Raw genomic sequence first — 25,013 nt, 5'->3', positions numbered from 1 at the left:
TTCGGCTTTGTCGGCCATGGCGGTCCACGTACGGGATCTTGAGGCCACGAGTAACCCATGGCAGGCTCATGCCGCATGATCGATGAATTCGCGAAGGACAACCTGCACGGGAGACTGCGGCGGGACCGCGAGGCGCTGCTCTGGAAACTCGACGGCCTGTCCGAATACGACGCCCGCCGACCTTTGACAGTGACCGGGACCAACCTCCTCGGCCTGGTCAAACACGTGGCCAGCGTCGAGGCCAGGTACTTCGGCGAGGTCTTCGACCGGCCGTCCCCGGAACCGCTGCCCCGGTGGCAGGACCACGACGGCAGCGATCTGTGGGCGGCTGAGGACGAGGCGCGCGATCAGATCATCGCGTTCTACCGGCGCACGTGGGAACACTCGGACGCGACGATCGACGAACTTGCCCTCGATGCCCCCGGCCACGTGCCGTGGTGGCCGGAGCCTTATTCCAACACGAACCTGTTCGCCATCCTGGTGCACGTCCTCGGCGAGACAAACCGGCATGCCGGGCACGCCGACATCCTGCGCGAAAGCGTCGACGGCCGAACCGGGATGCGCCCCGAACACGGGATGCAGATCGATGAGGACGCTCGCACCGCCTACTGCGCGAAGATCGAGCAGGCCGCCAGATCGGCCTCATCAGTCACGTAGAGGGCTGTCCCACGTGACTTGATGTTCGAGCGGCATGATGCCTGCCGTGAGTGCTGATCTGTCGAAGCGTCTGGTTCCTGATGAACTCTGGGAGCTGGTCGCCCCGTTGCTGCCGTCGTTCGCGGCTCGACCGCAAGGTGGCGGGACCGCTCCGCGTGACGAGCGGGCCGTGTTCACCGCAGTGGTGTACGTGCTGACGAGCGGCTGTGCCTGGCGGCATCTGCCGCCGACGTTCGGCACGTCCTCCGCCACCGCGCATCGCCGCTTCACGGTATGGACCGAGGTCGGCCTGTGGCGTCGGCTGCATCGGGCGGTGCTGGACGAACTCGGGGTCCGGAGCGAGGTGGACTGGACCTCGGGGATCGTCGACGCGGCCTCCGTTCGCGCCAAAAGGTGCCTCTATGGCTTTCGTCAAGCTGTAGCGGGTGTGGGCGGCTGGTAGAAGGTGCCGTCTCGGAGCATGGCGAAGAGGACGTCGATGCGGCGGCGGGCCAGTGCGATGAGGGCGGCGACGTGGTGCTTTCCCTCGCGTCGTTTGCGGTCGTAGTAGGCGCGCGACTCGGGCTGGGACAGAGAGGCGAACGCGGCGAGGTAGAAGGCCCGCTTCAGTTGTTTGTTGCCGCGTTTCGAGGGGTGCTCGCCACGGATGGATGAGCCGGAGTTCCTGGTGACGGGTGCCAGGCCGGCGTAGGCGGCAAGGTGTCCCGCCGAAGCGAAGCTGCTGCCGTCACCGACGTCGACGAGGATGCGGGCCGCGGTCCTGATCCCGATGCCGGGCATCGAAATCAGGACCGCGGAAAGAGGGTGAGCGTCCAGGAGCTTCTCGATCCGGGCGGCGAGGAGTTTGCGCTGGTCAAGCACTGCCTGGAGTGAGCTTGCGAGGCCGGGCACTATCAGCGCGGCCGCGTCGGTGCCGGGGACGACGACGGTCTGCTCGTCGAGTGCGGCGAAGATGTCGTCGACCAGTCGCTCGGCCATGCGGGGTGCCTTCGGCCGTATCAGCGTGGTCAGACGCCGTTTTCCTGCCTTGCGGATCCGGGCCGGGGAGCCGAACTGGTCCAGCAGTCGGAGCACAGCCGGATGCTGGATTCGCGGCCCCATCACCCGTTCCAGGGACGGATGGATCTGGGTCAGCAGGCCACGGAGCCGGTTGGCGATTCGGGTGGACTCGCCCGCCAGGTCGTCGTCGAAGCCCGTGATCATGGCCAGCTCCGCGACTGTCTCGTCGGCGAGATCGAGGGTCCGCAAGGTGTGGGGCATAGCTCGGGCGGCATCGGCGATGATGAACGCGTCACGAGCGTCCGTCTTGGCCTCGCCGGGATATAGATCGGCGATCCGTCGCATCGTCAGGCCGGGTAAGTAGGCCACTGGGCAACCCACATCGCGGGCAACTGCCAGGGGAAGAGCCCCGATAGAAGCCGGCTGGTCGACGACCACCAGCACCGTCCCGTGCTTGGCCTGCAGTTTCTCGAACAGCTCTCGCAGCTTCGGCTCGCTGTTGGGAAGCGGCTTGTCGAACACCTTCTTCCCGGCCCGGCTGACGGCGGTGGCGTGGTGTTCGCCCTTGCCGACATCCAGACCGAGGTAGACGTCGATGCCATCGTCAGTGGTCATGCCCGTTGCTCCCGTGTTGCTCTCTCCCCGGCCTCACCTGCGGCATCAGCGTGCCGGCATCCACGTTACGAAGAGTCTGCCTCGCCCCTCAGGGCTCCCCGCCGAGTACACCGCCGAGGACGGCCGTCGGACGCTCGCGCTGAACGAGATCCTCGTACGGCAGCAGTGGCGGGGCGCCCACGGCAAGGGCGCAGCGCACGCTCTGCACGAGGAGCTGCTCAGCGAGCGTCAGGAGCAGCGGGTCACGCTGCTGGTCAACCCGCTTCGGTCCGACGGCCGGCTCAAGGCCGTGTACGAGGCGTGGGGCTACAAGCAGGTGGGGAGTCAGCAGCCTTTCGCCGACTCCCCGGTGTTCGCGTCGATGATGCGCGACCCCCTGCGCTAGCCTGCGTCGTTTGTGCCTTCGGTGCGGGCCTGCTGTACGGCGGCGTGCGCAGGGCCGTCGTACAGCGGCACGGCGTCGAGCGGGTCACGGGTGCCGACGCTGTGGGGGCGGTCGTACACGGTGTCGGCGGTGCGCGAGCCTTCCGCTCACCGGCCGGCCTTCCGCTCGGCGAGCGAGGCCTTCCGAGTCGCCAAGACATTAGGCGCCGCAGCCGTCGATGGCAGAACTGCGGCGGCCGCGGAGCAGGTCAGGCCAGATCTGCAAGATTGTGCAGGTCCTCGCGGACGAGGCTGTCGCGTTCGGACGCACTGAGCCAGCGTGCCTGGGAACCGCGGTGGTCCTTTTCGACCCACAGCACGTCGTGCACCGTCTCGGCGACCGGCCGCAGATGGCTGATGACGGCCAGGAGCGTGTCGGTCCCGACGTGTGTACGCAGGACCTGCAGGGCGCTGTCGAGGGAAGCGGAGTCCAGGGTGCCGAAGCCTTCGTCGAGGAAGAGGCTTTCCATGCGGGTGCCGCTACGGCTGTGCATCTCCATCAGGGCGAGGGAGAGGGCGAGCGAGGCCTGGAAGGTTTCTCCACCGGAGAGAGTGCGGGAGCTGCGGCAGGTGTGACTGGTGAGGCTGACGATGTCGAAGTTGTCGGCGAAACCCAGCCGCCCTCCGGAGAGTTGCTGCAGCAGTTCGCTGCCGTGTGCGAGGAGGGCGCGGGTGCGCAGGTCGGTGAGATGGCCGAGGAATTTCCCGTCCGTCATATGGGTGCTCACCGCCTTCCAGATGGCCAACTGGTGCTCACCGGCGGTGAGCACGGCCGTCAGCTGCTCCTTGTAGGGGATCTGGGACAGGGCCTGCTCCGCGTCATTCAGGGCGTGCGCGGCTTCGTTGCGCAGGGTGCCGGCCTGGCTGCTCAGACCGTCCAGGAGGGTGGAATCCAGCGGATCCATGTCATCGGCCATCTGCAGCATCGTGGTGCCTGGGTAAGCGCCAGCCACCTCGTGGGCATGCAGGGAAAGCTGCGCGGTCAGTTCTGTCCTGGCCGCGCGCGCGGTGGTCTCGTGTTCCTCCAGTGCCGTGAGCAGTTGGGTGCTGACGGCGTCCAGGGCCGTGGCGTACTCTTCCGCAGCGGCAGGATCGTCCATTGTGGCCAGGGAGGGCAGCGCGGGGCGATCGGACTCTGCGACCAGCGTCGCTGCGCTGCTGGCGCTGTCCGCCCAGCGCTGCAGCCGTGCCTGGAGGCCGTGCAGGGGATCGGTGACCTCGCGCTGCTGGCGCTCGGCCAGTTCACCCCGTTCGGTCAGCAGCGACTGTGCGTGTCTACGCAGCTGCTCCTGCCGCTCGGTCAGCTCCTGCTGGCGGCCTTGCTCCTTCCGTACGGCCTCGGCCGCGGCTTCCAGACCACCGGCCGTGGGGACCTGCGGAGGCAGGGGAAGCGTGGCCCGCATGGGTTCGGGCACCGCGGACAGACTCGCCAGCAGGCTGCGTTGCTCCGCTTCCAGGCTCTCGCCCCTCTTGGCTGTCTGCTCGCGTTGTTTGCGCGAGGCCTGGGTGGCCTTTTCCAGTGAAGTGCGCTCTGCGTCCAGTTCCGCCTCGGCGCGCGCCAGTTCGCCCTTGCCGGCAGCGGCTGCCTCCTGCAGATGAGCGACACGGCTGCGGGCGCCCTCCAGCAGGTCACCCGTCAGTGCCTCCCGCTCGGCGACAGTCGGCGGTGCGGTGTCGGCCGTGCGGGCGAGAACTGCCGCGACCGTTTTCTCCAGTTCTTTGGCGTATACCGCAGGCTGACGGTGGGCGGTATGCGAGGCGAGTTGCAGCGCCTGCTCCCGCACCGCAGGCAGGGAAGTCTCCAGCCGGGCGACGGCTTTTTCGACCTGCTGCTCCTGCTCCGCCAGCGTCTGGTGAAGTACTTCGATCTCATGTGCGTGGCGGGTGTGTTCCTGCTCGGAGCGGCTCAGCAGGGCGGAGGTCTGCTGCACCGCGGTCCGAGCATGCTCGAGGGCGTCAGCGTCCTGCGGCTGCGGCGGCTGGTAGTTTCCGGGCAGTGGCCGGTCGCAAACGGGGCAGGCATCTCCTGCGCCCAGACCGTCGCCTGCCGAGTGGGCGGCTTCCCGGCGCCGGATGCCGTCCAGTGCCTCCTGCGCGGTGGCCAGCGCGGTCCGGGCGTTCTCCGGGTCGCTGCCCGGGGGAGCCTGGACCAGGGTGCTGAGCTTGCTGGCCGCGGTGGCGAGGTCTGCGCGCTGCTGCGCCAGCATGCCTGCCGCTTCGCCGGCATGCCGGACAGCGGTCGTCAGTGCCTGCAGGATCTCTACGGCAGCGGCTGCTTCCTCGCTGGTGTCCTGCGCCGTTCCGCGCAGTTCGGTGATGCGCTCCTCGGCGTCCTGCAGCCCGTCGGCGCGCCGCGCCAGGGCTTCTTCCTCACTTGCAAGCTCGGCCAGGGACTGCCTGTGTGCCGTTCGCCCTTCGTCGAGGGCGTTGAGCCTGGTGGGCATGTCCCTGAGGACCTGGGCGGCGGCTGCCAGCGCGTCGGAGGTCAGGCCCGCCGTGTCGGCTGCTGTCCTTTCGGCGGTGAAGATCCGGAGACCCTCCTGGGCGGTGGCCTCGGCCGCGGCGTTGTCGTCCTGCAGCTGCTGCAGTTCGTTCTGGGCCTGCCGCATGGTGGCGGTGGTGTGGGCGTAGTCGCTCACGCGCCGCTGGGTGAGTTCGGCTGCGGCGTTCGAACTGAGGAGGGCATGCTGCGATGCCTGTGCGGTTTCGGCTTGCCTCGAGCGCAGTTCGGCCAGCCGGTTGGTGAGGTCCGTGGCGCCGAGGGCGGCTCGGTCGTGCTGTTCCCGGGCCTCCTGGGCCTGCGTGCGGGGGTCGGCGAGCAGCCGTGCGTCTTCCTCCCGCGCCTGGTGGATGAGGTCCTTGACCCGGCCGACGGCCTCGTCGGCGAGCTGGCGCACCCGCTGCAGTTCATCGACGCCGAAGAGGGACTTCAGAATGCGGGAGCGGTCGGCGTCGCGCGCATTGAGGAGGTCGCCGAAGCGCCCTTGCGGCACGAGGACGGACGATTTGAAGGTGATGTAGTCGATTCCCAGGAGCGCGCGGACGGCCGCATCGACTGCGCGTGCGCCGTCGACGTGCTTGTTGTCCGGATCCGTCAGCCGTGCCTGGGTACCGCGCGTGGTGTGGAAGACACGGTGCACGTGCCATTCCCGGCCGTCCACGCTGAACGCGAGGTCGATGGTCATGGCCTGGCAGTCGTCGGAGCGCAGCTGGGATGCCTGGTCGGTGAAGGAGCATCTGCCGTACAGGGCGACGGTGATGGCTTCCAGGATGCTGGTCTTGCCCGCGCCGGTGTCGCCGAGGATGCCGACGAGACTCTTGCCGGTGAAGTCGATCTCGCAGGTGCCGGGGTAGCTGCGGACTCCTGAGAAGGTCAGGTGGAGGATCTTCATGAGGTGGTCTCCGTTCCGCTGGATGCGGCGCTGGTCCAGGGGGCGGCGATAGCGTCGGCGAGCAGGTGTTCGGCGGGGGAGCGGGGCAGCACGGTGTCCGGCGTGTTCAGCAGGTCGGCGAAGGCGGCCACGACCTCGTCGGCGTTCTGGCCGGGGGTTCCGGCATCGGCGAGGTAGGCGCTGAACGCCGCGGTGACGTCGAGCTGACCGTCGTCATCGGCGTCGGCGCCGGTCAGGACAGTGGCTCGGGTGGCCGCGCACTCCTCCTCGACTTCCACCAGGATGGCGTCCGGCACCAGTTCGGAGACCCGCTCGCCGAGCCGGGGGACGGGCTCGTTGCTGTGGACGACGGCCTTGAGGTAGACGCCGCGGTATTGGGCGGCGGAGGCGGCGAGTTGCTCCAGGGTGCCGTCGAAGCGTGCCAGGCGCCGTCCGGAGTGCAGTGTGTGCGGGGTGATGAGCGTGCGCCTGCCAGGTGCTGCGTCGACGACGGTGACGCTCTTGGTCTCCTCGCTCTCGCCGAAGTCCATCTGCAGGGGGCTGCCGGCGTAGCGGGCAGGCAGCCGGCCGCTGCCGACGGGCTGGGGTTTGTGGATATGCCCCAGGGCGCAGTAGGCGACCTGGGGAAGGGCGTCCGCAGCGGTGGCGTAGGGCTCGCGTGCCTCCCACATCCGCTCGCTGTAGGAGGGCACCGAACTGGCCACGTACTGGTGGGCGGTGAACAGCAGCACATCACTGCCGGGGTCGTAGCCGTCGAGCAGGCGGGCGAGCAGCCCGTCCTGAAGTTCGCGCAGACCGGCCGCGTAGGCGCCCTCGGTGGTTCCGAAGCCGGGGAACAGGTGCAGGTAGCGATTGGGATGCACGTACGGCAGGGCGGCCAGGCGGATGCGTTCGCGTCCGTCGCGGCTGTGGAAGTCGAGGACCGTCCCCGGGTCTGCGTCGCCGCGGCTGTGCACGAACTGCAGACGGTCCTGGTCGGCGTCCGGCCGCAGAGCGGTGGACATGTAGTTGAGCAGGTTGAACAGTTCGGGGGAGTCGTGGTTTCCGCCCAGGACCACGGTGGGTGCGATGCGTGCAAGGCCGTTGAGGCAGCGCATCGCGCGATGAACGTCCTTGTGGGCGGGCCGGTAGGTGTCGAACAGGTCGCCGCTGTGCACAATCAGATCCGGCTGGGCCGTTTCCGCTATGGCGGTGATCTCGGCCAGGACAGCGTCGAATTCCTCGTCCCGCGAGCGGCGTTGCAGCAGCGTGCGGCCCAGATGCCAGTCGGATGTGTGCAGGGCTTTCATGAACGGTTCTCCTCGGTGCGGCAGAACTGCCGGTGCCTACTGCAGCAAAGGCAGTTGACGAAGTGCCAGAGACTCTACAACAGCAATCACAGGAGAAGACTGGAAAACCCTGGAATGCGGTAGGGTGGGTATCATGCACGAGCATCTGGACGCACTTGAACAACGCATGCATCAGCTGCAGCAGGCCATGCGGCGCGCCCAACTGGCCCGTGAAAGCGATCAGGTCAAGCAGCTTCGCGACGAACTGCGGCGCACCCAACGCGCCTGGGACGCCCTCTTCGCGCAGGTTGAAGAGAGCGCGGACGACAGCACTCCCGACACCGGCGAGAGCAGCGCTCCCACGCCCGACGTCCCCGCAGAACCGCAGACCCTGCTGCCCGCACGCGAACAGGTCCACCAAGTCCTGACTCTGCTCGCCGTGCCCGCCGCCCCCAAACTCATCACCACCGTCCACGAAGCCTTCTTCGCCGGCACGCTGGCGGCCTCCCGGCTGACCAGCCTGCGCCGCGACGAGGAACGCTCCTACCGCAGCGCCCCCGGCGCCCGCCCCTACTACCTGTGCCCGGCACTCACCTCCGACCTCCTCTCACCCGCCCGCGGCCTGCTCACCGTCAGCACCTGGTCCCTGGAACAGCGCATCGTCGGCCCACTCAGCGCCCGTGTCCACTTCCTCACCAGCGCCCTGAACATCGCGGACGCCGCCGAACGCCTCGACCCAGACACCCTGCCGCTGCCCGCCCGCCAACTCCTCGCGCGCTACGCCCAGAACATCCCCGGCGCCCAACCCCCTATATCGCAGTCCAACCCGGTCGGAGCCCCCCTCGACCTGGCACTGCTGCGCCGCGCCGCCGAGGACGAACTCACCCTGCACACCGAAAGCGACACCGCAAGCCGCACCCAGGCCGCCGCCCGGGCCCGCGGCCAACTCGACGACGCGGCACTGCTGTTCGGAGGATCCTTCCAGTCCGCCCGCCACCTGCGCTCCGTGCCCTGACCGCCTGCGCCCCGTCCCTGCAAGGAAACAACGTGAGTCTGCTCGACGACCGGCTCGCCATACTGCGCGGCCCCGTCCCCGCCAAAGGGCACGACGCCCGCACCCTCGCAGCCCTGACCACCAACCCCGGCTGCAACCGCCGTGCCCTGCTGGACGCCGCCGGGGTCGACAAGGACGCCATCGCCGTCCACCTCGGCAAACCCCGCCCGCTCGCCAAATCCTCCATCGCCATGCGCAGCGGAGCCACCTTCGAACAGCAGGTCAAAGCCGACGGCTGCGCCGAACTGCTTCGCCTGCTGCGCGACATCCTGGACCTGCCACTACCCGAAGCCGCCCACACCGACCTCGCAGTCGTCGGCACCCAGGACGCCTCCCACCAGATCCGCTACGCCCACACCCGCAACGCCGTCCTGGAGGCGGCCCGATCCACCAGTCCCGCCCGCACACTGCTGGACCACCCCATCCTGCAGCTGACCGTCGCCGGCGCCCCCGTCTACCTCGAACCCGACGTCGTCGCCTTCCAGATCGACGGCGTCTTCCACATCATCGAGATCAAGTCCTTCGCCATCCTCGACGACCAGGCCAGTCCCGTGAAAGTGGCCGCCGCCGTCACCCAGGGCGCCGCCTACATCCTCGCTCTGCGCGAACTCCTCGAAAAGGAAGGCATCAACGGCGACAAGGTCTCCCACGACATCATCCTCGTCACGCCCCGCAACTTCACCCGCCAGCCCACCGCCAAGATCGTCGACGCCCGCAAGAAGATCGCCGCCCTCACCCGCCAGCTCGACCGACTCACCCGCATCGAGCCGCTCCTCGACGAACTGCCGGCCCACACCACCTTCGATCTCGCCCTCGACAAGGACGACCGGCCCACCCGCGACCCCAAAGAACTCACCACAGCCCTGCAGACCACCACCACCCGCTACATCCCCGCCTGCCGCTACTTCTGCGACCTGGCCTACGTCTGCCGCAGCGAAGCGCGCGACGACGGACTGATCGACGTCCTGGGCAGCGACATCTGCGACGACCTCGGCGGCGTCGACCACATCAGCACGGCACTGAGCCTTGCCGACGGCACCCGTGAGCCCGCCCCCGACCAGACCGACCTCGCCCTCGCCCTCCAGCACGCGCACGCAGTCCGCAACCAACTGTTGCAGGAGTCCGCATGAGCCGACTGTCCACCCTGCTGCGCCTCGAGGCAGCCCAGACCCAAACGGTGCAGGACGCCAGCATGGTCAGCCACTTCCACCTCACCGAGCAGCCGCTGATCTTCCTGCCGCTCAACCGCTCCGGCACCGAAGCGAGCCCGCTGGCCGTCATGTTCGGCGACGATCCGGCCCGCCCCCACCTCCTCGTCGCACCGCCCACCGGGCGGCCCACCGCATTCCGTGAGGAACTGGCCGACCACATCCTCACCTACATCGACGGCTTCCAGAACACCGAACACCTGCCCGCGAAAGGCAAGAAGCCTCCTCGGGAACGTCACACCCATGCCCCTCAACTCCTGGTCGCCAACCGCAGGTCGATCCCCTACATACAGCGGCTGGGCCGTGCCCTGCGCTTCACCGACCCACCCGACGGCACCGACCCGGCCCGCAGTATCGGCCGTTTCGGCCAGTGGCTCACCTTCTTCGCCGACCACGCCGAACACCCCGGCTCCGCTTTCCTGCTGCCCCTGACCGACCTGCTGACCACCCGCTGGATCACCGGGCAGAGCCGCATGGAGGACGAACACCTGGCCGCCCTCCTCGCCTGGATCGACCCTCCCCTTGGAGCCACAGGCCTGGACGCCGCACTCGAGGCCGAGAACCCCCAACTGCCCGGTCCCGACGGCCAACTGCACCGACCTGCCGGCCCGGCCGCCGACCCGTCCTTCGACAGTTTCGAACTCGACCCCCTGCTGACGGCCTACGACGACGCCGCCAAAGAGGGCAACACCGCTGCGACGCTCCGGCTCACCGACCGGCTGCACACCCTCCTCCACGACTACCTCAAGCCCACCTGGGACGACACCTGGCACGCTCTTGGCCTGCTGCGCAGCCTGCCCCAGACCCAGGACGCCCAGCGCCGCTGGGCCTCCGACCGTGACCGCTTCACCGCCTACAGCACCTACCTCGCTGAGGACGGACGCCCCCAGCCCATCAAGGACGACGCCGTCTCCGCGGCTCGCCGGCTCGCCCGCATGGAACTGGCCCAGGGCGCCTTCGACGCCCACCGCGCCCTGGAAGACCCCTTCTTCATGGCCGAACGGCGCACCACCGGAGAAGCCCTCACCGGCACCGTCACCGACGTCGACGCCCACCACACCATCCCCGGCGCCAGAAGCCCCAAACTGCGCCCGCGCCTGACCCTGCACACCACCGACCCGGTACGCCTGGACACCGGACACCTCCTCACCGGACCTCACAATCCCCGCGTCCACCTCGCTGTCCGCGCCATCACGCCCCGCGGCCGGGGAACGGACCTCCTCCTGGAGGTCACCACCCTCACCGGCACCGTCAACAAACCCAGAACCGACTCCGTCCCCGCCGTCGGCGACACGCTCGAGCTCACCTTCGCCCCCGAGTTCTTCAGCCGGCCCCCGTTTCCCAGCCGCGAGAACACCCCCTGGACCCACGGCGGGCCCCAGCACAACCACCCTGCCGCCGCCCTGGAGCAGACCGAGGAGCCCCAGCCATGACCCAGCCCTCGACTCCACCCGAGGAACTGGCCAACGCCGCCGTCACCAGCATCCTCACCGCACTCACCGCCGACGCCGACCAGCCCCTGGTCGTCGACTCGCCCCCGGGCGCAGGGAAGTCAACCCTGGTCGTACGCGCCGCCCGTACCCTGGCCGCCGCCGGTGAACGATGCATCATCGTCGCCCAGACCAACCACCAGGTCGACGACCTCCTGATCAGCCTCGCCGACCTTGAAGCACCCCGGCTGCGCGTGGGACGTCTCACCGGAGGCACCTACGAGGCGCCCGAAGAAGTCCTGTCCCTGAGCGACACCATCATCAGCAAGGACATCAAAGACGTCCTCTCCTGCGACGTGATCATCGCAACCGCCATGAAGTGGGCCTACATCGACGGACCCCGATGGCAGTGGGCCATCATCGACGAGGCCTACCAGATGCGCTCCGACGCCCTCCTGCTGATCGCCAAGCTCTTCGACCGCGCCCTCCTCGTGGGCGACCCCGGACAGCTCGACCCGTTCTCCATCGTCAGCACCCCCCGGTGGACCGGGCTGCCCCACGACCCCCTCAACAACGCCGTCACCGTCCTGACGAACCACAACGACGCCACCATCCACACCCTGCCCGTCTCCTGGCGCCTTCCCCCCTCGGCAGCCGGCCTCGTCTCCCGCGCCTTCTACCCCTTCACCCCCTTCCACCCCGGCACAGCCCCCGCCACCCGCACCCTCACCCTCACCACCCCAGGACTGCACGACCCCTGCGACGCCACCGTCGAGGAAGCCGCCCGCACCGGCTGGGCCCTGCACGAGCTCCCATTCCGGCAGACCGCACGTATCGACGCCGAGGCCGCCCGCGCCACTGTCGCCCTAGCCTCCCGCCTCCTGATCCGCGGAGCCGACGCCGTCTGCGAGAAGCATCCCGACGGGCGCCGTCTTCAGCCTGCCGACATCGCCATCGGCACCGCGCACCGCGAACAGGCCCGCCACATCCAGCAGCTCCTCAATCAGACCGCCCAAACCCGAGGAGTGCGTGCCGACACTGCCAACCGCCTGCAGGGCCGCGAATTCGCCGTCACCATCGTCCTGCACCCCCTCTCCGGCCGCCGTGACGCTTCCGCCTTCCACCTGGAAGCCGGCCGCCTGTGCGTGCTGGCCTCCCGCCACCGCCACGCCTGCATCGTGGTCGCCCGCGCCGGCATCACAGGCCTCCTCGACCGCCATCCCTCCAACGACCCCGTTCCTCTTGGCGTCCCTGCCAAGTTCCCCGACGGCTGGGAAGCCCACCAGCACGTCCTCGAACACCTCTCCCAGCACCGCATCCCAGCCGCCTGACCACCCCCTTCTGGAAGCCGCCCTTGCCCATGGCACCCTCCGAGCTGACACTGCGCCCCCACCAGAGGGACGCGGTCGCCGCAGCCACCAGGAACCTGACCCAGCACCCCCGCACGAGCGTGATCGCCGCCTGCGGCACCGGAAAGACCTTGATCGCTGCCCGTACCGCCGCACGCATCGCTCCGCGTGGCCGTGTCCTCGTGCTGCTGCCGACGCTGGACCTGCTGTCGCAGACGATCCGCTCCTGGCGCCAGGCCGGACGCAAAGGCACCGCCATCGCGGTCTGCTCCGCCCGCCAGGCACTCGACCACGAACCGCTCGGCTCCGACGTCCCCCTCACCACCAACCCCGCAGACCTGGCCGCTCTCACTGCATCCCAGTCCGGCACGGTCACGGCCTACGCCACCTACGCCTCCCTGCCCGCCGTGATTGCCGCCCACCGCGACCACCACCTGCCCGCCTGGGACCTGACCGTCGTCGACGAGGCCCACCGCACCGCCGGACGCCTCGGCAAGGCCTGGGCCGCCGTCCACCACGACGACCAGGTCCCCGCCACACGCCGCCTCTACCTGACGGCGACCCCCCGAGTCTGGGACCCCGGCGACAGCCAGGGCGAAGACACCGACGCGGTGGCCTCCATGGACGACGAGACCCTCTTCGGCCCAGTCGCCTACCGGCTCACCCTGTCCGACGCCATCGACCTCGGTCTGCTCGCCGACTACCAGATCCTCGTCCCCGTCGTCACCGACGCAGACCTGCGCGACTGGCTCGCCACCGGCCCCGGAGCCGGCGTCGACGGACTGCGCCTGGCCGGCCGCCAAGTCGCCGCCCTGCGCGCCATCCACGATCACCAACTGCGCCGCATCCTCACCTTCCACCACCGCGTGGCAGAAGCCCGCGCCTTCGCCACCACCCTGGCCGATACCGCCGCCACCCTGCCCACCGACCTGCGCCCGCAAGGGCTGTGGGCGGACTGGATCAGCGGAAGCCATACCCCCCAGGTCCGCCGCCGACTGCTGCTGGAGTTCGCCTCCCACACCGACCCCCACACCCCGGCCGTGCTGTCCAACGCCCGCGTGCTGGGAGAGGGCATCGACGTGCCCGCCATCGATGCCGTCGTCTTCGCCGACCCCAAGAACAGCCCGGTCGACACCGTCCAGGCGGTCGGCCGAGCCCTGCGCCAGCAACCGGGCGCCGGCAAGAAGGCGACCCTGGTCGTACCCGTCTACCTCACCCCCGGCGAAGACCCCGACGACCTCCTCGGCGCCGACGCCTACACCCCCCTCTGGCACACGATCCAGGCCCTGCGCGCCCACGACGACCGTCTCGAAGCACGCCTGGCCGATCCCCGCACCCACCGCCCCACCATGCCCGCAGAAGACCCTGAGGCATGGCTGCACTTCGACCGCCCCACCCAGGCCGAGGAAGTTGCCCTCGCTCTCTCCCTGCGAGTGCTGGCACCCAAGAGCGCCGAATGGCGCCGCGGCCTTGCCGCCGCCCGCCACTACCACCGCGACCACCGCCACCTCGACATCCCCCAGACCTACGAAGACGCCACCGGCTACCCCCTGGGCCGCTGGCTCACCTGGCAGCGCCACCTCCACACCACCGGTGCCCTCGATGAAGCCCGCACCCGCGCCCTGGAACGCCTAGGCATCATCTGGGACCCCCGGAAGCAGGCCTTCGACCGCGGGCTGGACCACGCCACCGCGTACAGCGCCCGCTACGGCCACCTCGCCGTACCGGTTGAGTACGTCCATGACGGCTTCCCCTTGGGCCGCTGGCTGGCCACCCAGCGCACCCGCGCCGCGGGCCTCGCCGAAGAACGCGCCACTGCCCTCACCACCCTGGACCGGTGGTGGAACCCGCCCTGGCCGACCACCTGGCAGCGTGCCTACCACGCTGCCCGTCGAGAACGGGAAGAAGGCGGCACGGCCTCGGCAGCGGGGGAGTGGTTCCAGGTCCAGTGCGCACGTGCCGATGACCTTCACCCCGAGCAGCGGATCCTCCTCGAGCACCTGGGTCTCGATCTGCCGAGGGCGACTGCTTCTGCGGAGAAGAACGGCCAACTGCCGGCACGTGAGCGCGCCTTCCAACGCGGACTGACGGCTGCACGGGCCTTCCGCGCCCGGGAGGGCCATCTCGACGTTCCGCAGCGCCATGTCGAGGAAGTCGAAGGCCAGCACGTGCGCCTGGGCCAGTGGCTGAGCAACATCCGCCGCCGCAGTCTCAGCCCGCAGCGGCAGGCCGCCCTGGCCGAACTCGGGTTGGACGACATCAGAGCAGACGGCTAGCAGGGCGGCGGCCATCGCGCGAGCATTCACGCCATTTTGCTCATTCATGCACCAAAGCGGGTATCGCGCCCGTACTGTCCACGGCCGGGGGAGGGCTATCTGTGCCGACGCAACTCAATGAGCAGCTCCAGGGATTTCTCGACCAGTGGCAGAGCCGTCAGCGTCGCACCGCGGGCCTGCAGGCCGCACTCTTCGTCCGCCTGGACGCGCTGCGCCGCACCCATCGTGAGTGGGACGACTACGACCTGATCACCGTACTGCTCGGCGCGCTACACCTCGTCATTGAGAACGACCGGCTCAGCGGCGGCCGCCCCCGAAACGCCCTGGTCGAGGACATCACCAGCCTGTGCGCCTGGCAGCAGCCTCAGGACCCGCCCGTCACGCATCACGACATCGCGGAATCCGTCATGGACCTGCTGGTCAACGAACGCGACCGGCAAACCCGCATGACCGACCGCTACGTGCGACCCGACACGGGCCACGAGGCCCGCTACGTGGTGCAGTCCTTCGCCTTCGTCACTGCCACCGCCGACGACGAGAGCGACGAACCCGTCCTGCGCGCCACCCCCGAAGCCATCAACGTCTTCCAGAACCTCGTCGCCTTCGACCCCTTCGACCGGCTCTCCGCCGAGCGCTACCGCTCCGAACGCATGCTCAAGCGCCGCGACTACGACGAAGTCCTCGACTCCGTCGACCGTCGCACCCTCAGCGTCCACGGCCTGGCCACCCAGCTGAACAGCCTGCTGCGCCGCATCACCTACAACGTCCGCGACGTCGACTACCAAGGCGATGTCATGCCCCGCCTGGCCGACATCATCACCCTGGTCGGCGAACAGGTCGATGCGGAGGAGAAGTTCGCCGAAGCCGTGGCCGAACACTTCCACCTCAACGCACCCGACTACGCGAGGCTCCAGCGGCTCAACAGCAGCCTGCACGACCTGGTCGTCGCCCTGCTGACGCTGCAGCGCACCGGCGCCGAGGTAAACACCTCCTTCGAAACCGAACAGGACCGCCAGCTGTTCACACCGCGCCGACTGACCATCAACCCGCAAGGGCAGCTGTTCGCACCGCTGCTGGACATGCCCCCCGAGGACGCCGCCGACCTGCTGGAGCCCCTGATGGTGCGGCTGCTGGGCCCGCGCACCCCACGTGTACTCAGTCTGCTGCGCCTGCAGGACATCATGACGCCTGCCGCCCGCAGATCCAGCGAGCCGGACCGGGATCCCTTCGACATCGGCGACCTGCGCCCCGCCGCAGGCGACCTGGACCCAGCCGTACTGGCTGCCGTGCAGGACGTCCTGGACAGCGTCACCGAGCCCACCCGGCTGTCCACCCTGCTGGAGGAACTTCAGCACTCCGACGTCCTCGACACTCCTACAGCCCGCCTCGTGCCCTGGGCACTGGCCGTCACGGTCGCCAGCGCCTACGGCGGCTTCCACGGGGCCGATGACGACCTGCCGCCCGCCGCCGGCGCTTTCCTCACCGGCCGCCTGACCGTCGTCCGTCCTGGAACCCGCCTCACGGCCACCGGCATCGCAGGCGACGAATTGATCCTCATCCCGCGCCCCCGATAGAGCAGCACTTCCACCCGGACAGCTCCCAGAAGGGATCCCATGGACGGTACGGACGCCGGACGTCTCGTGGCCTTCGCCCTCGACACGACAGCAGTCCCCGGCACCAGCGGACAGGGCGCCCGCTACCGCGCCCTGCTCGACCGCTATCGCACAGACGCAGCCTTCCGCAATCTGGTCGACGACATCCTCGAAGGAGCCGGGTGCTTCGTCGCACAAGCCGATCCGCACCACGGACTACTGCTCGACACCGAGCCCGACGGCCCCTGGGCATGGCCGCAGCGCACCGCCGACTTGCCCTGGAACAAGAACTTCGAGAACTCCGCAGCCCGGGCCGCGCGGCTCCTGGTTCCTGTCGCGCTGCTGGCTTACGTAGCGCCCTCCGCCGCGGACTTCGACGACCTGCTGGCCGACCCTCTGGCCGCGGCCGCCACCTTCACAGCCGCTCAGCTTGCCGACTTCATCGCCGGCTTTGCCCGGCACAAGGAAGAAGAGACCACCGACCCACCCGGGAACGAAGCACCCCTGTGGTGGCACTGGCTCCAGCTGCCCGCTCACGTGCCCACCACCAAACGAGCAGGACGCCGCAGCACGGAGTATCTCGTGCACGAAGTTCTCACCTTCCTGCACGGCCAACGCCTGGTCGCCAAGACCGCAGGTACAACCGTCCGCGACAGCGTCTACCGCCCCCGCAGGCGACTCCTGGCACGCTGCCGGGCCATGCTCGCCGACAGCCTCCTCACAGACCTCCAGGCCTACGCCGCCACCCGCACAGAACCGGCCTCGCCCCGCGAGGCCGGACCAGAACCCGAGGAGTAGCCGTGGGACCCCTGCGCGGTTTCAGAGTCGTCAATCTCCGGGTACGCGACAAGGTTGCCGTTCCCGACCTCACCGTGGACCTGGCCCAGCACGCCCACGCCGTGATCGGTCTGGAGAACGGCGGCGGCAAGTCAACCCTGCTGGCCTTCCTCCTCCACGTGCTGCTGCCGCGCGCCGACTACTTCCTGCCCCGCATCGCCCAGCGCAGACAGAAAAAGCAGGGAAAGGAAAAACGCATCGAGCACTACGTGCCCGGCGGTTCTCCCACCCACATCATCCTCGAGGTCGAGACGCCTCCGAGCGGTCCTGGGCAACCCCCTCAACGTTTCCTTCTTGGCGCCTGCCTGACCAAGCCGGCAACCAGCACTCAAGACGATCCCGTCTCCGGCGAGTACTTCTGGTCCTTGCCCGCCTCCGCCCTCAGCCTGTCCCTGGCGAACCTCCCGCTGCGCAACGCCCACCGCCTGCTGGACCACAACGAGTGGCAGACCGTCATCACCCAACTGCGCACCAGCCACCCGGGCTCCGGTATCGAGATCACTGCCAAGAAGGAGGACTGGGACCGCTACCTGCGCCACACCCTCAAGATCGACGTCGAATTCGTCAAGAGCTGGCTGCTCGCCATGAACCAGGACGAAGGCGCAGCGGACCATGTCTTCACCTACGCGACCTCCCGCGACTTCCTCAACAGTCTCATCAAGGCGATCGCTTCACCGGACCTGATCAACCAGCTCAAGGCCGCACTGACCCAGCTGGGAGAGGACGCCGACCGCCTCGCCCTGGACCGCAGGCGACTGGAACTGTTCCAAGGCCTCGTCCAACACACCGAAGCTCTCGCCCTCCACCAACACCACCTGACAGAACTCCAGACCAGCCGCGACCTTTGGATCGATCACCTGCTGGCCGCCCTCAGCCAGCTGGACCGACAGGGAGCTGACCAGGACGCCCGCCTCGAGCGGCACCAGCAGACCCACACGGAGGCGGAGACAGCCCAGCACCACGCCTTGGCCGCCTACAGCGACACCCACGCCAGGCAGACTGCCGGCAGACTCCAGCTCGCCGAGCTGCAGTTGCAGCGCACCGAGCAGCAACTGGAAGCCTGCCAAGCAGAGTTCACCAAAGCCGAGACAGGCGCCGCTGCTGCCGACGCGGCCGCCCTGTTGGTCCGGCTCGCGACCGAACGCCGGCACGTGCAGGACATCAGTGCCACCCTCGCAGCACGCAGCCAGGGCGCTGAGCCACACCGCCGCCACGCCGCATCCGCAGTCCTCGCCCTGACCCGGCGTCTGGACGAGGAAGATGGACGGCTGACAGAGCAATACGCCGCCTACACCACGGCGGAGGAGGCCGCACGCCATGCCATCACGGCGGCACACGACGCTCTCCTGGAAGCATCCAACCACTCCACCAGCGCCGACACTCGTCTGCAGGCATGCCGGACGGAGATCGGCCGCATCGACGGCGCCCTGCGTGACGCGGTCCGTAACGGCGTGCTGGATGCCAGCGAGTCCCCGGACGCTGTGCTACAGGCCGCCGTGGCCCAGCACAGCGTGCTACGCGCCGAAAACGACGACCGGCAACGCGAGAACGACCACCTCATCAGCCTGACAGCGGAACTCACCCGCGCACAGGGCCGGCACGTGGAGGATGCTGCCCGGGCCGATGCGGCCTTGCGTGCACAAGAGAGCCTCCTGCAGCAGATGCAAGACGAGACCGACGATCTCACCCGGCACCTGCACGCCAGCGCGCTCATCGACTTCGACCCAATCCGACTGCCGGACCAGGACCAGGCGATCGCCGAACTCCTGGCCCTGGCCGTCGAGGAGGCCAAAGCGCGGGAACTGGATGCCGCTGTGCAAGCCGCCGCCGCGCGCCGAGCCGTGGCGGCCCTGGAGACCACTACCCTGTTGCCGCCGCCTCCCACGGTGGCCGAGATCTGCCGCCGTGCCGCCAAACACAAGTACGGTGCTCGCAGCACGTATGCCTACCTGGCCAACTTGCCGGCACCGGCTGCGGAAGCCATCGTGCGCCACCATCCGGCCCTCGCCGACGGCATCGTCGTCAACGTCCCCGAGGACTTGCAGGCCGTGGTGGAACTGGCCAGCCAGGCCCGAGCAGATCTCGACGCCCCGTTGGTCATTGCCACGCCCCAGGCCCTCGAAGCAGGCACGACACAGCCCGAGGACGTCATCGTCATCCTGCCCGACGAAGCCCACTGGTCGTTCGAAGCGGCACGCGTGCAGATCGACGACCGCCACATTGAGGCCGACCGCCGAGAACAGCACCGCCAGGACCTCGGCGCTCGCTACGACCAGGCCGAGAACCTGCGCCGGAGTGTCCTTCAATGGAGCGAGCGCATCGGGGCACAGAGCCTCCACGCCGCCGAACGCGAAGTCGACGTACTGCGAGCCCGGTGCGAAGAGGCCCACGGCGTCCGCGACCAGACGCAGGAAGAGCTCGCTGACGCCGCCCCACAGCTGCAGGCTGTCCAGCGGCGCCTGAACGCACTGCACCAGGAGATCGACGCCATCACCGACCGGGCCGGCCGGCTCAGGCCGCTCGCCCAGCAGGCCGCACGTCGCAGCGAAGTCGAATCCGAGGCCCTGCAGGCCGAAGAGGACAAACAGCTGGCCGACAGCGAAAAGACCCAGGCCCGCACCGACCTCCAGAGCGCCGAAGCCGACCAGACACAAGCGCAGAGCGCCCGTGAACGCATCAGCACCCAACTGAGCGACCTGCGTTCCACGGTCGCAGCAGCCCAGCGCCTAGGCGACGAACTCGTCACCGACGCCGACCATATCGATCCCTCGGACGCCCGCCTCGACCTCGGCACGCTCAACGAAGTCGCTGCAACCCGCCACCGGCACTGGAGCGCAGCCGTCAGCGACCCCCAACTGACCGCGGAACAAAACCTGCACCACGACGAGGCCCAAAAGCTCCAGAAGAAGTTCGACAACAAACCCCAGCCCGTCCAGCACGCCGCCCGGCTGCTGCACGACCGCAACCCTGGCCACAGCGCCGACGAACACGAACAGAACGCGGCCCGAGCCCGGCAAGAACTCCTCACGCTTAACGCCACGATCGGCACACTGACGAGCAACGCCACACACGAGCGCACCGCCGTCACCACAGTCAAAGACGAACTGCGCAGACTGCGCCGCACCTCCCAGCCCGACGCAGACGACCACGCCGCCACCGTCGAGGAAGCCGAACGCGTCCTCGGCCGCCTGACCGCCGCCCGCGAAACGGCCCTAGCCGCACGCACCCGCGCCGAGCAGATCCTCGAAGCAGCACAGATGGAACTGGAGCATGCCCGAGCCGCCAGGGACCTGACCGCCCAAGCTGTCAACGTGCTGCAGGCAGAACTGCCCCTGCTGGCTTCATCAGGCGGCCTCATCCCCAGCGTCGACCTCGAAGACCGTGCCTATCACGTCCAAGGCCGACCCCCCGCGCCCCCTGCTCCGGAGCCTGTCCAGCGCGTGATGGTCCTGGCAACCACCACCCCATCCGAGCAAGACCCATCCACCGCGCTGGAACACACCCGCACCACTCTGCGAAGCGACATCGCCGCCCTGCACCGCCGCCTCACCCGGCACGAAGGCCTCGCCACCCGGCAGCTCGAAGACCTGGAAGCCGCCTTGCGCGACGTGCACTCCGATGTCGTCTCGGGTGACAAACTCGTCCACATGCTCCGCGGGCTGCGCCGCACCAGCCTCCTGCAGGACGCCGACGCCCACCACCACAGCACCACCGAACGACGTGCCCTGCTGCAGAACATCGTGGACTCCTTCGACGAACGGGTGGAAGACCTCAGCCGTACCGCCTTCGCCGCCGTCCAGGAACTCCTGCGAGGCGTCCAGGCCACCGTCCGCGACTCCTACCTGCCCACTACACCCGCCCTGGGCCGCTGGGCCGGCCTTCCCCTGCTCAAACTCTCCGGCCTCGATACGAAGAAGGACCAACGCCGGGCCGCCATCCTGTCTCTGCTGCAGAAATGGTTCGACCCCCATGCCCACCCCGCCCGGCCCAACTTCGACGCCGACGCCACCATCCACCAGCTCGTCGAAGCCGCCACCCCCACCTTCAGCGCCCGCGTCCTGATCCCCTGCGACCCTCTAGACCCGCTGCACAAACCCGTCGACCGCCTCGCGGTGGAAACCTCCGGCGGCGAAGGCGTCACGTTCGCTCTCATTCTCGCCGCGCTGCTCGCCGCCCGCCGCGCCGCCGTCCACGGCCACCACCACACCACCCTGCTGCTCGACAACCCTTTCGCCAAAGTGACCAAGCCGGCGTTTCTCCGCCTGGCCCGCGACATCGCCACCTCCCTCGGCGTCCGATTCATTCCCTTCACTGGAATCCGCGACCTCGGCGCCCTCACCGTCTTCCCCGGCTTCATCCAACTGCGCGTCTCCCGCAGGGAGAACGCCAACATCGTCGTCCCCTACGACATCACCGACACCGACCTGCAGCCGCTCCTGCGCGACGGCACTCTGTACGTCTCCACCACCGAACGCGACACCGACTCCACCCGCGACCCAGCCGTCGATGCCTGGCCCGCTCTCTCCGCCGTCACCGTTCACACCACCCCGGCCCTCTTCGACGAAGAGGCCCTCCCATGACCCTCCACGCACCCCTGCCGCCCCAGGACATCCTTGACCTGTTCACCGACACCCTGCTGACCACCAGCCGGGCACGCCTGACCGCCGCAGAGCTGCACCGCCTGTGGGCCCAGGCCGACCCGGCCTGGCCTGACCCGGTCACCGCCCGCCTGCGCCTCGCCCACGCACTGCACCACCTGGCCGACGCCGGCCTGATCACCCTGCCCGCACCCGCCGGCCGACTCTGGGACGCCGGCACCCCCCGCTTGCCCGCACGCATCGCCGTCCCGGCCAATTACACCCCCGCCCGACAGCTCCTTGACGCCGCCGACGAACCCTGGGGCAGTGCAATGCAGTGGACCCCCGGCTGGATCCGCACATCCCGCCCCCCAACCCACCTGCGCCTAGACGCCGTTCGAATCAACCGATGGCTCCTGGCCACCACCGGACAGCCCCGGCCTGTGATCGCCCGAGAAGAGCGCTCCCTGCAGATCTTCAACGACGAAAAACGCCTGACCGCACTCGCCACCGGCCCTCTGTTCATTCCTGGCCGCCTCACTCTTGAGTGCCTCGCCTGCCGAGCACCCACTGGCGCGCTGCGCATCGCCGTCCTCCACCACACCGGACCCCTCCTTGTGGTCGAGAACCGGGCCACCTTCGACTCCGCCTGGCGCGCACTGCGCACTACCTCAGGCGCTTCCTACGCCGCAGTCGTCTTCGGTGGGGGAGACGCAGCCGCCGCCCTCCTCACCGACCTCATCCGGTTACACGATCTCACCGGCGTCAACCCCGGACGCATCGACTACGCCGGCGACGTCGACATCGCCGGCATCGAGGCCGCCCACCACTTCATCGGCGCCGCGCGCGCAGCACGCCTGACGGCAGACATCAGCCGCCCTCTGTGGCAGGCCGTCGCACGCGCCGAACCCACCGGCCCCGACTTGACGGCCGATTCCTCCCACACGCCCTCGGCACTCGACCGCGCCCGCGCCCTGAACATGCCAGCCGAGGTCATCGACCGCTTGAACCAGAGGCTGCGCGTGCCCCAGGAACGCATCGACCGCACCGCGCTGAACGACACGACATGGTGGGCACCTTCCTGACCTCGCCCGCCAGCCTGGAATTCCCAGGCCCGAGGCATGGGTTCAAGGCCGTGGGATTCATATGCGCTATACCGGTCCCGGCAGGGGAGGCAGTTCATGCCGCAGACCCTCCACGATCCGCTGCCACCGGCGAACCTCCTCTCGCGAAGGGAACCAGGCCTCGGTGGTCTTCCGGTCCAAGCTGGCGAACTTCTGCAGTGTTGCTGCCAGTTCCGCGACGTCTCTGCCGCGACAGGCGGCCGTGCGCACCTTCTGCACGAGGTCGTGCAGCCGGTGCGCGGCGCGATAGTAGGCGACCTGATCCCGGCCGAGCCGGCGTACGGCGTAACCCCCGCACTTGCTGCACGGGTCGAAGCCCTCGCTGCCCATCAGCTCTTCGACGGTCACCAGGTCGTCGTCGCGGCTAACGCCGTGCTCCGGGCGCCGGTGGGCGCAGCCCGGAGAATGGGCCCTGCCCTGGTACCGGCCAGCCGCGTCGGAGGTATAGGCCTGCAGTTTGGCAAGCACGCCCAGCGGCAGCCCCGATCCACGCCGCCATGCGGTATCGGTGTCGGGTACGAAGGGCTCGAGGTCCAGCTGTTCCATGGCCAGCAGACCGTGCCAGACTTCGTACGCGAACGGCCGACGCGCAAATCCCCGATCGTCGAACCCGACCCCTTCCAGTTCACGCAGATCGGCCACCCCGCGCGCTAGAGCCAGCGACCGCAGGGCGTGGCCGGCATCTCGGCGCCCTGAGCACAGGCGCATCATCAGCCTTTCGCCTTCCTCTATGCCCAGCCGGTGGCCGAACGCCTCGTGGTGGGGATCATGGATACGTGCGGGCCAAATCTCCTCGCTCTCCGACAGAACCGGACCTGGCGTGGACAGATGGGCTTCGAAGAGAGCCTCGGGAAGGTCATTGGCTCCCGCAACGAGAACTCCCTGCCATCCCGCAGTGCAACGCTGCTCCAGGACACTCAGCGCCACGATCTCGAGCCCGGCTTCAAGGGAAAGGACAACGTACAGCTGCTCCGCATCCCGCGCGACGGCGCGCAGCATGCGCAGGTGCTCGTGGCTGACCAGGCGCCTGCTGTGGACCGGAGTGTCGTCGAACACCCCGGGCCCGAATGGTGATTCGCCCCTGGGGCGGTGATCTGCTGGTGGCTCGGCTGTGGTTGGTTCAGTCCCGGTTGCCTTCGGCTCGCTGTAGGAGAGGCCGTGACGCTGGGCCAGCAGGCGCGCGGCCACGGGTTCGGGCACCTGCACGGTGATGACGGACTGGGGATGCCAGGCGGTGTCGACCGTGTACGAGGCGAGAACGCCCAGCTCCCACTCATCCAGCTGTGAAAGGAGCGACTTGAGAGCATCGTGCTCCGCTGCGGGGTCGCGGGGAAGGTGTGTGACCAGGATCCGCGCATTGTGCTGTCCGGCGGCTGCCGACCGGGCGGCAGTCTCCCATTCGGTCAGCATGGCGCGGGCGTGCTCGAGCAGCTGGTCGCGTCCCTTGCGGCGGCTGCCCATCCCGTCTGCCAGATGGTGGACGAGGTAGGTCTGTTCCCGCGGGTGGTCCCAGCTGCTCCCGACCGCCCTTTGCCACCGCTGCCACAGCGACCGCATCTGCTTGTTCGCCTGGGCCGGAGCGCCCAGCGGCGCGAACACCGGTTCGTTGACGGGGACATGAGGCTCTTGTTGAGCTGCTGCCGCGGCCGCCGTCAGCAACGCGTCCTCAGTGACCAGCAGCCGGGTCTGGGCCTGCAAGGTGCGCAACCGGTCGGCCTTCAGCTGTATCGCAGCCTCAGCCCACGGCCTCAGCCATGGGAACAGTTCCAGATGCTGGTGCGTGCGGTGCATGCTCGCCAGTGCACCGCACCATTCACCAAACACCCTCTGGCGTACACGTCTGGCCCCCTGCAGCTCCTCCCACGCCTCTTCCTCGTCATGCACAGCGAGGGACTCCGGGCCGTCGAGCCAAGGCCGGTGGAGCAGGCCCGCCGCCCGTCGGACCTCTTCGTCACTCGGGGTGTCCTCATCCGCGTCGCGGTAGCTGTCCAGCTCGTACAGAAGACCCAGCCCGGTCAAGCTGTCCAGGAAGATGGCCAAGCCACTCCCCGGACGGGCCCAAGAGCCATAGCTCCCGCATTGGGGGCACATCCGGCCTACCACAGAAGCATCCAGCTGCACCTGCTGCTCGGTGACGTGGGCGGAGCGGAGGTAGGAGCACGAGGACGTGGCGTGCAGTTTTGCCTGCTTGCTCTGGGCCGACCACACAGTG

At 68.8% G+C, this 25,013-nt stretch carries 16 protein-coding genes; 12 read left to right on the top strand and 4 right to left on the bottom strand.

Annotated features, from left to right (window positions below):
- Positions 1–75 precede the first annotated feature (75 nt).
- Positions 76–657 (top strand): DinB family protein, encoded by a 582-nt coding sequence (locus ACF07B_RS06725; protein ID WP_392178010.1) that lies wholly within the window; start codon positions 76–78, stop codon positions 655–657.
- Between the two features lie 46 nt (positions 658–703).
- Positions 704–1,099: a transposase gene (locus tag ACF07B_RS06720; protein ID WP_392178009.1), complete on the top strand. Its 396-nt coding sequence runs from the start codon at positions 704–706 to the stop codon at positions 1,097–1,099.
- On the opposite strand, the gene ACF07B_RS06715 is transcribed toward ACF07B_RS06720, so the two are convergent.
- A complete protein-coding gene (locus ACF07B_RS06715) occupies positions 1,069–2,271 on the bottom strand; it encodes an IS110 family transposase (protein WP_392178008.1) in 1,203 nt (400 codons plus the stop codon). The two genes, ACF07B_RS06720 and ACF07B_RS06715, sit on opposite strands and share 31 nt — an antisense overlap.
- On the opposite strand from ACF07B_RS06715, the gene ACF07B_RS06710 reads away from it, so the two are divergent.
- Positions 2,270–2,656 carry a hypothetical protein gene (locus tag ACF07B_RS06710; RefSeq protein WP_392178007.1) on the top strand — a complete coding sequence of 129 codons (387 nt, stop codon included), beginning with the start codon at positions 2,270–2,272 and terminating at the stop codon, positions 2,654–2,656. The genes ACF07B_RS06715 and ACF07B_RS06710 overlap by 2 nt on opposite strands.
- A gap of 247 nt (positions 2,657–2,903) precedes the next feature.
- Here the strand turns inward: ACF07B_RS06710 and ACF07B_RS06705 are convergent, their stop codons facing one another.
- Complete coding sequence (locus ACF07B_RS06705; RefSeq protein WP_392178006.1) at positions 2,904–6,086, bottom strand: AAA family ATPase; 3,183 nt, start codon at positions 6,084–6,086, stop codon at positions 2,904–2,906.
- Positions 6,083–7,375, bottom strand: coding sequence for an exonuclease SbcCD subunit D (locus tag ACF07B_RS06700; RefSeq protein ID WP_392178005.1), 1,293 nt, complete (start codon positions 7,373–7,375; stop codon positions 6,083–6,085). Before ACF07B_RS06700 ends, ACF07B_RS06705 begins: the two co-directional genes overlap by 4 nt.
- Positions 7,376–7,508: 133 nt before the next feature.
- On the opposite strand from ACF07B_RS06700, the gene ACF07B_RS06695 reads away from it, so the two are divergent.
- The 9 genes from ACF07B_RS06695 to ACF07B_RS06655 all read left to right on the top strand — a co-directional run bounded on the left by ACF07B_RS06695 (position 7,509) and on the right by ACF07B_RS06655 (position 22,762).
- Positions 7,509–8,369 (top strand): hypothetical protein, encoded by an 861-nt coding sequence (locus ACF07B_RS06695; RefSeq protein WP_392178004.1) that lies wholly within the window; start codon positions 7,509–7,511, stop codon positions 8,367–8,369.
- Positions 8,370–8,401: 32 nt separating this feature from the next.
- Positions 8,402–9,538 (top strand): hypothetical protein, encoded by a 1,137-nt coding sequence (locus tag ACF07B_RS06690; RefSeq protein WP_392178003.1) that lies wholly within the window; start codon positions 8,402–8,404, stop codon positions 9,536–9,538.
- Entirely contained in the window at positions 9,535–11,049 is a 1,515-nt protein-coding gene (locus tag ACF07B_RS06685; protein ID WP_392178002.1) for a hypothetical protein, read from the top strand. The genes ACF07B_RS06690 and ACF07B_RS06685 overlap by 4 nt, the downstream gene beginning before the upstream one ends.
- Positions 11,046–12,377, top strand: coding sequence for an AAA domain-containing protein (locus ACF07B_RS06680; RefSeq protein ID WP_392178001.1), 1,332 nt, complete (start codon positions 11,046–11,048; stop codon positions 12,375–12,377). The genes ACF07B_RS06685 and ACF07B_RS06680 overlap by 4 nt, the downstream gene beginning before the upstream one ends.
- A gap of 29 nt (positions 12,378–12,406) precedes the next feature.
- A complete protein-coding gene (locus tag ACF07B_RS06675) occupies positions 12,407–14,671 on the top strand; it encodes a Helicase associated domain protein (RefSeq protein WP_392178720.1) in 2,265 nt (754 codons plus the stop codon).
- Between the two features lie 101 nt (positions 14,672–14,772).
- Positions 14,773–16,245: a hypothetical protein gene (locus tag ACF07B_RS06670; protein WP_392178000.1), complete on the top strand. Its 1,473-nt coding sequence runs from the start codon at positions 14,773–14,775 to the stop codon at positions 16,243–16,245.
- A 39-nt stretch (positions 16,246–16,284) separates the two neighbouring features.
- The gene (locus ACF07B_RS06665) at positions 16,285–17,061 is read left to right on the top strand and encodes a hypothetical protein (protein ID WP_392177999.1); all 777 of its coding nucleotides are present in this window, start codon (positions 16,285–16,287) and stop codon (positions 17,059–17,061) included.
- 2 nt (positions 17,062–17,063) lie between these two features.
- Positions 17,064–21,680, top strand: a complete 4,617-nt coding sequence (locus tag ACF07B_RS06660; protein WP_392177998.1) for a hypothetical protein — start codon at positions 17,064–17,066, stop codon at positions 21,678–21,680.
- Positions 21,677–22,762 (top strand): hypothetical protein, encoded by a 1,086-nt coding sequence (locus ACF07B_RS06655; protein ID WP_392177997.1) that lies wholly within the window; start codon positions 21,677–21,679, stop codon positions 22,760–22,762. The genes ACF07B_RS06660 and ACF07B_RS06655 overlap by 4 nt, the downstream gene beginning before the upstream one ends.
- 66 nt (positions 22,763–22,828) lie before the next feature.
- Here ACF07B_RS06655 and ACF07B_RS06650 read toward each other — a convergent pair whose 3' ends face one another.
- The gene (locus tag ACF07B_RS06650; protein WP_392177996.1) at positions 22,829–24,841 is read right to left on the bottom strand and encodes a hypothetical protein; all 2,013 of its coding nucleotides are present in this window, start codon (positions 24,839–24,841) and stop codon (positions 22,829–22,831) included.
- Between the last annotated feature and the right edge of the window lie 172 nt (positions 24,842–25,013).

This window comes from Streptomyces sp. NPDC015532 (assembly GCF_043078065.1).
GTDB lineage: Bacteria > Actinomycetota > Actinomycetes > Streptomycetales > Streptomycetaceae > Streptomyces.
Note: the sequence above shows the minus strand (reverse complement) of the source record. Positions and strands in the feature narration are given on the sequence as shown.